Raw genomic sequence first — 12,421 nt, 5'->3', positions numbered from 1 at the left:
ATAGGGCATAAATAGGTCGTCATAACGTGATAAACAGAAAATTATGAAGAGAAAAATATATAATGAAATGCTGCAATGGAAGCAGAATTCTCAAGGAAAATCTGCTTTGATGATAGATGGAGCACGCCGAATAGGTAAGAGCTATATTGTGGAGGAGTTTGCCCAAAAAGAATATAAATCATATATTCTGGTTGACTTCAACAATGCAGATAGTGATTTAATGGAAATTTTTGATAAGTATCTGAAAAACTTGGATTTGTTTTTCAGTTACTTGGCTTTGTATTTTAATGTAACGCTGTATCCTCGTAATACCGCCATTATATTTGATGAAGTACAGCTTTATCCAAAAGCACGTGCTGCTATCAAGTATCTGGTAAAAGATGGTCGGTACGATTATATTGAAACAGGCTCACTGGTTAGTATCAATAGGAATGTGAAAGATATAGTTATTCCATCGGAGGAATGTCGCATGAATATGTATCCTATGGATTTTGAGGAATTTCTATGGGCAATGGGAGATGAGCAAATGATGCCGTTCATCCGCGATTGCTATGAGAAAAAGCAAGCTTTGGGGCCATTGCATCGTAAGGTCATGGATTACTTCCGACATTATATGATAGTGGGAGGTATGCCTCAGGCAGTTATTGAATATGTAGAAACCCATGATTTCATGAAAGTGGATATGGTTAAGCGAAATATCCTTTCCCTGTATAAGGCTGATATTGAGAAGTATGCTGTGGGCAACGAAATCAAGGTAAAAGCAATTTTCGAGGAGATTCCTTCGGCTCTCAGCAAACATGAGAAGAAGTTCCGGTTGACTGCCATTAGCGATAAGGCTCGTTATCGGGAGTATGAATCTTCATTTTTCTGGCTGGCTGAGTCAAGGGTGGTAAACATCTGCTATAACTCTACTGCCCCTGATATCGGACTGCGATTGAATCAGGAACGCACCACCTTGAAGTGCTATATGGCTGATACAGGTTTGCTGATAAGTCATGCTTTTAACCTGAAGACGATTATGGGAAATGAACTTTACCTGAAGTTGGCTTTGGGAAAACTGGAGTTAAATGAAGGTATGTTGGTCGAAAATGTTGTGGCGCAGATGTTGAGAGCTTCTGGCTATGAATTGTTTTTCTTTTCGAAGAACTCTGCTACAAGTGCGGAAGATAGGATGGAGATAGATTTCCTGATTCCTAAGCCTGTCATCACGAATCGGCATAACATCTCTCCTATAGAAGTGAAATCAGGTAAAAGCTTTACCACGACCTCTCTTAATAAGCTAAGAGCCAAATTTGCTCCTATGCTTGCCGAAGCGTATGTGCTTCACCCAGGTGATGTAGAGGTGAAGGATGGAGTGATCTATCTGCCAATATATATGGCAGGACTGTTGTAGAATGAGATTTTTGATGTTATTTATATAATAGTGCCAATTCATCTCATAGGCAAAAGACCTTTTTGATGAATTGGCACGATATGTAAACAAAAGCATCACCAATGCTATTTAGCAGAGAACACTACCCTCTAAAGCCCAAAACTCAGCCAAAGGAAGAATGCTATGATGCCTTTACTCCATTACCTGTTGCTATCTTCCTCTAACCTGTGATACCGTTCATATACATCAAGAGCATACTCCTGCCTGAGCAGTTCACCCCGAAGAAGCCCTTCAACCACCTCTGCCGTAAGTCCACAATCACTAAAATCAACAAGATAAGTACAAAGCAACTTGTTGATGACAGGAATGAGATCCTTTGCTCCTAAGCTGCAAGCTAAATCAATAGCCGCAGCCACCACGTAACCATCACAACAGTCAGAGGTTTCCAATCTGCCATCATAGAAAACGAGCATGTCCTTCACCCACGCTGTCGCCTGTTCCTTCAAGGCAGGATTCTTCTCTACATAGAACTCCACGTATTCATAAACGTTCATGCGGCAGAAATGGTCAAGCTTTGGCGTCTGCAGGAATTTCGTGAATTCAGAGAAAGGATCCGGATTCAACTTGTAGAGGGTTGGGGCAAAGAGATAATTGGTCGCCAGCCAGCTCAACTGATCGAAGAAATCACTTTCAAACTTCAATACATCCATCAGAAGACGGAAAGATTCCATGTTACCCACCTCTGCAAGAAGGATGATGCTATGACGTATGGCAGCAAACAGTTCCCCTGTCGCTTTCAAATGCTGGTATTTGCCCAAGCCATACCTGATTATGTTCTCCAAGTCCTGACGCAACTCCTCGTGATCTATAGTCAGCAAGAGATCGATGATGTGATCCGGCAGGATCCATTCATAGGCATGAAAAGTCAGATACGACATCACTTCGGGATGCAGCAGCTTGATATGAGTTGGATATGATGGCAATTCGTAGCCATACACTTCCTCATGGATTTCATATTCACAACCCTGAAATTCCTCTTCATGCCAATCCCATCCACCAATATATGCCGTACTATCTCCTACACGGAACTTGAAGTTTCTGCCAAGATGTTCCTGCATGGTAGAAAGATAACAAGATACCTCCAACCTGTCTTCTGCAAGCAGATAATGCATACCATTCAAGCCCCATTGATATTCAATGAGAGGAACGTTGTCATCATCTTCTTCCAGGATATATTGAGTAATGTCCCATGCATCAACAGGTTCAATGCCGGCTTCCTCAGCAAATTCAATGGAACCATAGATCAGATTGTGAGCCACCTCATATGATATCTCCACCATCCTGTCATTCTCTTTATCCGAGTAGTACTCAACAATTTCTGCCAACTTTCTGGGTGATACGTTGAAGAAATATCTGGTTCTTATCAGACCCCTGCACAACTTGTCGATGCAGAAATCCGCACATGTTACAGTTCCCTTTGGGTGAATACGTGTCACGATGACCGTAATTTCATCGGCATCTTCCCAGTTGGCATAAGTATAGCACATGCCAAGAGGAAGCATACGTGCTTTCTCCTTGATATATTTCTCCGGACTCATCGGCTGAGCACCAGTTTTATTGTTCTTTTTTCCCATTCGTTTTAATTTTATCTTATCTGTCAATCTTTCCAGTAACAAAAGTATTGAACACCTGCCGGCGGGAAGCCTAAACTTCTCTCACTTGAGCATAAAGGAAAAACATCTGATCAGGAATAGAACGTTAGTTTACCTTATGTCAAATCCTAGAGACTATTATCAATGAAAGAATCCAACTCTTTACACTGCTTATAGAACGTATGCACTTCCTTTATAGAACAAATTTTTGACATCATATATTTGTTACATAGCACTTCGAGAGAAGAAGATGTTTGAGCCAATGCCATCAAATTACTCTGGAAAGCCTGAAGAGGCTGTTCTTTGATATCAATATCCGTTACTATGATATATGCAAGATTATCTGCATTACAAAAATTTACATTGGATGCATAATCATTGCAGATATCTATACTATCTTTCAATTTTTTGATGAAATCATAGCCTGATACCTGTTTTGCAATCTTTTCCTCAACATTTTTCTTTTGATACTGCAGAAAGTCAGCCCACCCCTTAATTTCAACGAACAACAGCTTTTCGTTCTTTTCAGCCAAGCCATCTACCGAAGCACAGGAAATCATCTGGTGTTCCTTGCAGTAGGCCGTCTTTACATCATCAAAATTCACAAATCGTCTTGCTGGCTCCAAAGAGCACCGGGGAGTCGTAGCACAAGGTTTGTGCAGTTCACAGACAGAGTAAAGGGAGAAATGCTTATCTTTCACCAAATACGACATTAATTCACTGGCAACTTTCATTTCAGTTTCCCCCTTACTTCATCCACGTTCATGATTTGATTCAAAGGCTCAGCCAAAGTAAGAAATACCTGATTCAAGTCATCAGTAACCTCCTTCATGCTTACCATATCATCTTTGCCTAACTCAGCCATATAGTAGTTCACATACTTCTCGATACTGTACATTGCAGAATAATATCTCACGGCTTGCAGAAAATACGGACTGTGAGTACTGATCATCACCGGAATACCGGAATTAACAATCTGAACAATAACCTTCGCTAACTCCACCTGCCACTGAGGATGCAAATGATTCTCAGGCTCATCCCATATCAGAGGACGGTTGTTAGAGATACAATAACCGTCAAGCAGAAGCTGCAAGGCACCAAAGCTCTTGATACCAGAAGCCACATTGATAGGCATGATTTTCATACCATCCTTTTGATAAACGATACTACGTGAACTCTTATCATAAGCAAACGAACCATGAATGATATCCTCTGTGTGATATTCCTTCGATTGAGGTTCAAACAGACTTGGCTGAGCATGGAAGCTCTGGATGTTCCAAACCTTATCTACAAAGTCTTTCACATGAGCAGGAACCATTGGTCTATATCCAGGAACAGACTTCATCTCCCGATAAGCAACAGAATTTCTTAAGCTATCAAGTAGATGGAAGTACAGTGGGGACTCAACATAAGTGATATCCTCATAGAATCCCCTTTCAGAAAAGGAGACGTCAGTCACTTGATTATTCTTAGCCTTAAATACCAGACTTCCCTCTTCTTCAGTATCAAACATAACACAGGTAAAATCAGACTTAGAAGAACAGAACTGCCCCAAAAACTCTGAATCAACGAGATAAGCCAACTCCGTTTTCAGTACAGCAGCAGGATTATCCACCTGATCATAACAAATCCGAATATTCACTATGTCTTCTTTGAGCAATGACTTTTGGCGAGGAGACAAATCAATCTCATCGATTCTAGCATTCAGATGAGTCAGAAAAGCATTTCGTTCAGCTTCATCCAGACATATTCTTTCCATTTCAGATTTGACACGAGGCAACAGATCCATAGCACCTTCTATTATGTTTTTCCCATAGAAGTGCTTATATAAAGAATCAATGTGCTTAGAAGCTTTGTTGGCAGAACTTTCTTTGCTCAAACTTCTCATATTAGAGACAGCCTTGATAGTAGAAAAGAATGCTCTACCTATGGTACTTTTGCCCATATCATTCTCCCCCACGATCACAGTCAAACCATTCAAAGCTATATCTGCTTCTTTGATCTTATTGATGTTTTCAATGCGTAATCTCATGTTCTATCTAATTTTTCTGCAAAACTAAACAAAAAATATCACATATGCAAAGAATTGGAGGACTTTTTCTTTTCACATGCTTTTCCTACTGCTATTTTGATAGCCATAAGAGAGCCAACTGCTTCATAATAGCAGATTCAATCATCTGAAACAAATTGATGAACTTTGGTATGGTAAAAATACACACCATCTTATATATGAGTGGCAAAATCGTTATGTCTTTAATAGGAAAAGACTGATTGAAGTGGTATCATTTCAATGATATAAGCAACAAAGAAGAAAAAACATATACCTATAGACCTAAGTACCCCATGAGAATAGTCTTGGCATTCTGACCAATCGGTTCATGTCATCAAGTAGTGCCGCATTAGAAAAGACGATACCCTCCTGCTCCACTGTGCCATAATCCTGGTGGGCGTGACCGAAGAGATGATATTTGGGACTAACCTCAAATATTCTGTTTCGCAATGGAGCATTTCCCCAATGAATGCCACTAGACTGATCCAGAATCATGACTGGCGGTTCATGTGTCACAACAATATCCGTATCTGCCGGTATCATGGCTTCGGAATGATTGTAGGCTATTCCGAAAAACTTCACGCCACCTATCTCTACTCCCCTGTCCTGAAGAAAATGAATGTTACCAGGCAAGTCCTCTATCCCCTCTGCCTCCCATAGACAAAGATCATGGTTGCCCGTCACAAAGATTTTGTGCGGATAGGGCAACCCGATGAACCAGTTCAGAAAGTCAAGCACCTCTTCTTCCGTGCCACTGTTACTGATGTCACCGCTGTGAACGATGACATCAGCTTCTGGCATATCATCTAATCTATGATGCAAGCCATGAGTATCTGAAAGATGTAGTATCTTCATTTTGCTATTTCTTTAATATAACCATGGGATCATGAGCATCTGCAGTTTCCGACGATATAGAAGAGATGCTCTCTCCATCATTCAGCACCACAACAGACCACTCGTCACCAAACAACTGTGCAAAGTCTTCCGGCTTCTCCGTATGGATGGGAACAATGGCCTTGGGATGCAACAACCGGAATACCTCGCGCAAACTATTCATGTCGCAATGGCCACTGGTATGCATTCGTAAATAGCCTTTTCCTAGAGATTTTGCCAACTGCTCATTGTAGGCAGCCTTGCTCTTATCAACATAGCCATCCCACATGGACAAATACACCTGCTTCTCACCGGGAATCCTTTTGATCAAACTATCAAACCTAGGATTAGAGCGAGCCATCAACACATAACCTTTCTCCTCCAAAAGTTCCTTGAATCTATCATTCATCCAGAATTCGCCTTTTAACACAGAAAGAACAAACGGCTTGTAATGCTCCGAAAACTGATACAGCCTTGATTTACTCCACAAAGAATCCCGCTGAGTAACAATATCCATTATTTTCTTCTGGTACTCATCTATAATGAACACTCGCCCAGCATTCTTTGCAGCATGATACAAACCAAACAGCCTATCTATGTTGGTAGATGAAGAATATACAATATTGCCTGTGTTCTCTTTAAATAACTCCTGGTACTCCTTCTGCAAATCATGCTCAGATTGACTGGCAGCAAGAGGCCGAGAAATGTTGGTTGCTTCGCAGACCGCATAATCCACCTTGCCAACAAATTTCTCGATGACATCTGATAACCTGCCACTTCTAAAACCATGAGTGCGGAAATCACCAGTATGAAAGACACTAACACCACCAGCCTCTACCTTAAAAGCATAAGCATCAAAAGCAGAGTGATCCACAGTAACAGGCATGATGTGAAAACTCCCCCAGCTGAAAGGTCTGCCTGGCTCAAAAGTATGAACAGTTTTCAGACGTTCAGACATATTCCGGTGAAAAACATCAACCATCTGAAGACGGTTAGAAAGTTCCATTTGAATATCACGACTGATTCTACCCATGAAAATAGGCAGGTCTTTCGGCAGTTTTGGGATACAGCCAATATGATCCCCATGATAGTGAGTAATCAGCAAGGCACTCTTGGATATATCGCCATACGTTAATCCTTCAACCTGTAAATCTCCAGTCTGAGGACCACCAGGCAGTTCTTCGCCATAATCAACAAACAAATGCCTACCCTGATATTCATATTCCGTCACACACCCACCTATCTGGTGGGTGCCGCGATAAACCTTGATATTCATACGAAATTATCGATACGGTAGTTAATATTTGCTGATGATAAGATTCTCTCTATATCGTCTATACGTTTCTTACGACCTTCAGTATCTTTCTTGTAGTTGCAAGCTATCAACAACTGTGGCTCAGGGTCAACAGTAAGACTATCAACGTCATCAACAGAAGGAACAGGGAGGTCCAGCTCCTTTTTAATGCGGTATAACATTTTGTAATACGCAGCAAGACGGTCTTTATTACATTGAAGAAACTCCCGATAATTTCTGATCTGGGTCAAGATTTCCGGTTCACCATTCTTAGTTCGCAAACGGCTATCACCAATTCTTTTAAGTTCTTCAAAAATGATACGGTTATCCTCTATCTTTACCATATCAATCCTGATCGTCTCCTTCTCATGATCGTGAAAACGATGAGCAAATTCTGAATCCAGATATTTATCACGTCCTTCCGTTATTAATTTTCCCTGAATGAATTTCTCCTTGGTATTCTCTCCATTTTCAGCTTGAGAATAAATATTTCTGATATTTTCCTTGAGTTCCTCTACTCTTGATTCCAGCCAATTCAGGCAATCCTGATAGATGGGCGTGAATTGTTCCTTGCCACCTTTGCCAACGCTTCTTCTATAATAGTTCTCATCCTTAACATCAGTATATCCTAAATATTTTGGATGAGCCTTAGCCACAACTCCATCGCTGAACCTATCATATGATATTTCAGCCATTCTACCCCCATAATAATAAACGTCAATCACGTTCTTCTTTCTGATTTCAACATAAAGCTCATGATGCTTTGTCAGAAGCTTCCACCATGATGGTGCCTGATCACCTTTCAGCAATTGATACAAGCTGTGACCTGCATCTAAAAGTCCCGGTTCCAATAAAGAGATATTGTTCATAACTATTAATTTTTGGTTGATGTAATCCATTTCATGCTTATAACACCACAAATCACCATCATATCCATGCTGAATAGATAATGTCTTACCTGAGATTCTGGCCTTTATCTGGAGCGACCTTGCTTCCTGCTTCGTAAGAAAGACAACATTCTTGTCACTTATCCATTCGCCATTATCGTTGCGAACCAGATGCCAGTTTCTTTCCTGTTCTTTCGTTTCCATTAGGCATATTCAAATTGTGTTATATTTATTGGGGCTATTTCTATTTCATCTCCATCATCGCCTGTTGGAACAGCCAATCGAACGATCCCATCACTCATGGCATTGTCAACAAGCAAGGTCAACGGATAGATGTCCCCATCTTCATCCCAAACTGGATAACCATATTCATCAAACTCAGTCATAAAGGCAGAGTCAATGCCATAGACGTAAATATGCTGACTATGCTTCTCCATTTCGTGAGTGACAAAAGGGTCCTGTATCGGATCGAATGAGTCTCCCTGAGTCAAATCCATTCCGTAAATCAGGAAAGGAGCCGCATCATTTGATTTCGCCAAAAGTGCCATCGTACGGGAGTTTGCATAAAAATTAAGTGCATACTCACTGCTATACGTCTCGTGAAAATCGTATTCGAACTCCTTTACCACATCACGAAAAGTCTTGCCATCACACTTTCTCCTACCCCTACTGTCATATTCGGTAGGGATAATGCTGTAGTTCTTGTAATACTCATTCTCCATTCAACTTCCTCCAAATTACGCAACACTACAATTCTTTTTCTATAAACACCTGAACAACATTATGTTGCTCATTATCTTATCATATCAGAAATTTCACGGTTCTTAGTATTGCATGAATAGAAGGGCAAAACTCTGAAAGACGGAGCAAAGATACAAATAAAATCCGAGAACCCCACCATTTCCATAGGATTTTTTCGATAATGGACCAGCTTTGTAAACACTTAGCTCGTGCAATAGATTCCACCTAAATTGAGAAACGCCATTATCAGATAGTCTGGCAGTAGTGAAATCCAATGTTCGTTTAAAAAAGAAACCACACCTTGGAAATATCAAAGTCCACCTTCCTCTTCTTTATGAATCTCTTCTTCATCATGTAATATTTTAAATCTTGAATTCATACAGCTCGATGTCATACTCCCAAGCTTTTTCTATCACATTCTTTACCTTTCTATTAAACCCATCCCATAAGACTATAAGACCATCAGCATTCACAATCATCTGAGAGTTATAGTCAAATCCATCAAACCCTCCGTTGGTTTCACGGTCAACCGGGTATATATCCAGCTCGTAACCTCTGTCCTGAGCATATCTTACATCCAGGGCATCAGAATCTGAAGAATGGCAAGAAATAACAACTATATTCTTCTTTTTCCGAAGATAATAATCACAATACTCCTGCAGTAATTCATAGTCGGAAACATAACGGTTAGCTAAAATAATAACCCTATATTTATCTATAACGTCCTTTACCAGTTCCTTGATACCCTTGATATCGCATATATCCATAAAGAGACGGTTGGTAGTGTAGGTAAAGGTTCCCACTTGGTTCTTTACCATCCACCAATTCTCCCCCCCATCAACAAAGAAATCACCTTCTGTATTCTCTTTCTCCCACGCCCACACAGCCTTTTCAATTTTAAGCATAATATGGGATATATCTTCACAACTATATTCTATAGAGAATTTTGGCACCCTTGCAGCTGCAATATATAAACGCTTGATATAAGGGTCATTCTCATCTATCTCTACGGATTTCATAACGTAAGAAAGAATGCTTTGATAAGCCTCTTCCGAATACTCTTTGTATTTCATCTCAGTTTATTTTTTAAATCAAACACCATGTTAACAGTCAATCAAAGAAACATCAGATTCTATGTAGCATTCACAGAATTAATGTCCTCCCAAAGACACGAACTTAATTAAATGCCGAAAAACAGACGAGAAAACTGACTTCAAGAAAGGAATATTACCTTTCCCTCAAACTCATGATTAGGCTGCAACTTAAACAGAGAGAGCAAGTCATGCAGAGAATCATCACATGTTTTCCTGTTTTCGTGTTTTCATGTTTTCAAGCTCGAAAGAACATTGCAGATAGTCTGCAGATACATGTAGGATTCTATACATACCTTAATAATATATTTGAAAATGGTATGATGCTGGGCAGTACGCACCCAGCATCATACCATTTCCTATATGAACGATTACTCTCCACTTTTAGCTTTGCCTTGTGGTTTCTGTCCAGCCTGAGCCATGATAGCATTGTACTCTTCGTCAGACATTCGCCCTGTATCATGAAGGTTCTTCACGTATAGGTAAGTAATCTGGCTGAGCACCATCTTCACGCCATTATAGCTCATTTCGAGGAAGTCACTATCGAACAGGTCAAGAGACGTTTCCTTGCCGTCCTTCTTAGCCTTCATGGTTACACTGAACTGTTTCTCTTCGTCACCTTCTGTGAAAGTAAGCGATAACTCAAACAGTTCTTTCCCCTTTATCTCATTTTCATTCTGTTTCATATCTATAAATTTAAAACATTAAAACTTCAAAAACATATTAGCAAGTAGGTTTCATCTTTTCCTTGATATCATCAATATTGCTATCGCAAACATCGATGATGTCCTGAAGCTTCTGCTTATCCTCAGTCTGGTCAAGTTTCTCTTCTGCCATAGCCTTGATTGCCTCGAACTGCTCTAGAGAGAACTCGTTATATGTCCTCTTTCCCTTCTTGCGAGCAGAAATCGTCACTTCGTAGCCATCTTCACAGTCCATACTTAAGGAAGTAATAGCAGCATTGGAGTCCTTGCACATCTGTATTAAGCACTTTGCTACTCCTTCCTCATCCTTGGATGGAGCGCAATCTATGTTGTTTTCTTTCTGTTTCATTATTATTATATTTAAATTGTTACTACCCTGCCTTGTTCAAGATGCCAATTTGACATTTTGAACAAAGTCTATTATATTTATTAATGTTCTTTCATCCATTCATCCACGCTTTTATCTATGCGGAGAAGAGGAAGTGTTCTCTTTGCCTCTTCCACAAATGCTTTTACAGCACCTACCGCATCATCATAGCTACCTTCAAGGTAATTGAAATAGTCATCTATCGTGATTTCAGTTAAGACACCAAGAAGACGACAGTCTTCATCATCAACCTCTCCGGCAATCTGAGGATATCCCTCACCTATACAACATCCTACTACGTCTGTATCTCCGCTCTCGTAGAGAACGTAGAAGATTACGTCTGGTATATCAATAAACCCATGGTCGTGAACTCTAACAAACTTCGTGTTCGTCTCACAGTTGATGATTTCCTTTACAATATCCATATCTATAAATTTTATTTGTTAATATCTAACCACAGCCACCTGTAAGCCTCGCTTGGTAGCGGTATCTATCATGTTCTTTGTGCCTCGGCTCTTACCATCCCAGAAGGCGATGAGAGCATCGGCACCAGAGGCATGACCACTGATGATTACAACATCTTCCTTCTTTTCGTCTTGAAGGAAATAATCACACTTCTCTTTCAACAACTCATAGTTATCGAAATCTCTGCATCCAGCAATGATGACTCTGTATTTAGAGATTAAATTATGATTAATCTGTTAGCTGCATCTACTTCTTCTATACTCATTATATTGTTTGTTTATAAGTTATACTTCAAGTTAAAGGCTCTCGTTTGTATCAAAGCCTTCCTTGCATAAACTATCCACCGAAAATCCAAGTTTGACACCTATTACATAATAAGGCATCATCTACAACTATTCATCTTTAAAGAAGAACAATATCCCTTTCATTCCAATATCAAAGTATCTACAAAGGTATAAAAAACGAGAGTAACCACCAAACTATTAGCTAATATTTTTGACTTTTTACACTTTCAAGATGATTAGAAGTTATCAAAAGAAAGAAACAACTAATAGAATACCAAAGGTATCTGTATAATTTTAATCCTTGTTGTAGTGGACGATGGTCTCGTACCGAAAATCCGGCAGAATATGCCCGAGTTAAGCTGCTGTCTTAATCCTTATTGTAGTGGAAGATGGTCTCGTACGTATGGTTAATGCTACTCCGCCAGGTCCTCATATGGAGTCTTAATCCTTGTTGTAGTGGACAATGGTCTCGTACGAGCTGAGAAGCTCAGACCCTGAAAAGAATAGGAGTATGTCTTAATCCTTGTTGTAGTGGACAATGGCCTCGTACCTGCGAGAAGCAGTATTCTCTATCGCCAGAGAAACAGAGTCTTAATCCTTGTTGTAGTGGACAATGGCCTCGTACTCGACCTTATAAGACA

The 12,421-nt window shown here is 40.0% G+C and carries 13 protein-coding genes; 1 reads left to right on the top strand and 12 read right to left on the bottom strand.

What is annotated here, in order from left to right; all coding sequences use genetic code 11:
* The first annotated feature begins 43 nt into the window (after positions 1–43).
* Positions 44–1,393 carry an ATP-binding protein gene (locus ACTQ53_RS06260; protein ID WP_441932456.1) on the top strand — a complete coding sequence of 450 codons (1,350 nt, stop codon included), beginning with the start codon at positions 44–46 and terminating at the stop codon, positions 1,391–1,393.
* A gap of 179 nt (positions 1,394–1,572) precedes the next feature.
* Here the strand turns inward: ACTQ53_RS06260 and ACTQ53_RS06255 are convergent, their stop codons facing one another.
* The 12 genes from ACTQ53_RS06255 to ACTQ53_RS06200 form a co-directional block, all read right to left on the bottom strand.
* A complete protein-coding gene (locus ACTQ53_RS06255; protein ID WP_441932455.1) occupies positions 1,573–3,006 on the bottom strand; it encodes a hypothetical protein in 1,434 nt (477 codons plus the stop codon).
* Between the two features lie 146 nt (positions 3,007–3,152).
* Positions 3,153–3,758, bottom strand: a complete 606-nt coding sequence (locus ACTQ53_RS06250; RefSeq protein WP_441932454.1) for a hypothetical protein — start codon at positions 3,756–3,758, stop codon at positions 3,153–3,155.
* Positions 3,755–5,056 (bottom strand): AAA family ATPase, encoded by a 1,302-nt coding sequence (locus tag ACTQ53_RS06245; RefSeq protein WP_441932453.1) that lies wholly within the window; start codon positions 5,054–5,056, stop codon positions 3,755–3,757. The genes ACTQ53_RS06250 and ACTQ53_RS06245 overlap by 4 nt, the downstream gene beginning before the upstream one ends.
* A 300-nt stretch (positions 5,057–5,356) precedes the next feature.
* Positions 5,357–5,929, bottom strand: a complete 573-nt coding sequence (locus ACTQ53_RS06240; protein WP_441932452.1) for a metallophosphatase domain-containing protein — start codon at positions 5,927–5,929, stop codon at positions 5,357–5,359.
* A 4-nt stretch (positions 5,930–5,933) separates the two neighbouring features.
* Positions 5,934–7,223, bottom strand: coding sequence for an MBL fold metallo-hydrolase (locus ACTQ53_RS06235; RefSeq protein WP_441932451.1), 1,290 nt, complete (start codon positions 7,221–7,223; stop codon positions 5,934–5,936).
* Complete coding sequence (locus tag ACTQ53_RS06230) at positions 7,220–8,332, bottom strand: hypothetical protein (RefSeq protein ID WP_441932450.1); 1,113 nt, start codon at positions 8,330–8,332, stop codon at positions 7,220–7,222. Before ACTQ53_RS06230 ends, ACTQ53_RS06235 begins: the two co-directional genes overlap by 4 nt.
* Complete coding sequence (locus ACTQ53_RS06225; protein WP_441932449.1) at positions 8,332–8,850, bottom strand: hypothetical protein; 519 nt, start codon at positions 8,848–8,850, stop codon at positions 8,332–8,334. Before ACTQ53_RS06225 ends, ACTQ53_RS06230 begins: the two co-directional genes overlap by 1 nt.
* Positions 8,851–9,231: 381 nt before the next feature.
* Positions 9,232–9,774: a hypothetical protein gene (locus ACTQ53_RS06220; RefSeq protein ID WP_441932448.1), complete on the bottom strand. Its 543-nt coding sequence runs from the start codon at positions 9,772–9,774 to the stop codon at positions 9,232–9,234.
* Positions 9,775–10,331: 557 nt separating this feature from the next.
* Positions 10,332–10,646, bottom strand: a complete 315-nt coding sequence (locus tag ACTQ53_RS06215; RefSeq protein WP_441932447.1) for a hypothetical protein — start codon at positions 10,644–10,646, stop codon at positions 10,332–10,334.
* 37 nt (positions 10,647–10,683) lie between these two features.
* Positions 10,684–11,013 (bottom strand): hypothetical protein, encoded by a 330-nt coding sequence (locus tag ACTQ53_RS06210; RefSeq protein WP_441932446.1) that lies wholly within the window; start codon positions 11,011–11,013, stop codon positions 10,684–10,686.
* Between the two features lie 80 nt (positions 11,014–11,093).
* On the bottom strand, positions 11,094–11,456 hold the full coding sequence (locus tag ACTQ53_RS06205) for a hypothetical protein (protein WP_441932445.1): 363 nt from the start codon (positions 11,454–11,456) through the stop codon (positions 11,094–11,096).
* 18 nt (positions 11,457–11,474) lie between these two features.
* Positions 11,475–11,693, bottom strand: a complete 219-nt coding sequence (locus ACTQ53_RS06200) for a hypothetical protein (protein ID WP_441932492.1) — start codon at positions 11,691–11,693, stop codon at positions 11,475–11,477.
* Positions 11,694–12,421: the final 728 nt, after the last annotated feature.

The sequence above is a fragment of the Prevotella sp. Sow4_E9_plate genome (assembly GCF_052116205.1).
Taxonomy (GTDB): domain Bacteria; phylum Bacteroidota; class Bacteroidia; order Bacteroidales; family Bacteroidaceae; genus Prevotella.
The sequence above is the reverse complement of the archived record's forward strand: the minus strand, read 5'-3'. Positions and strand labels throughout refer to the sequence as shown.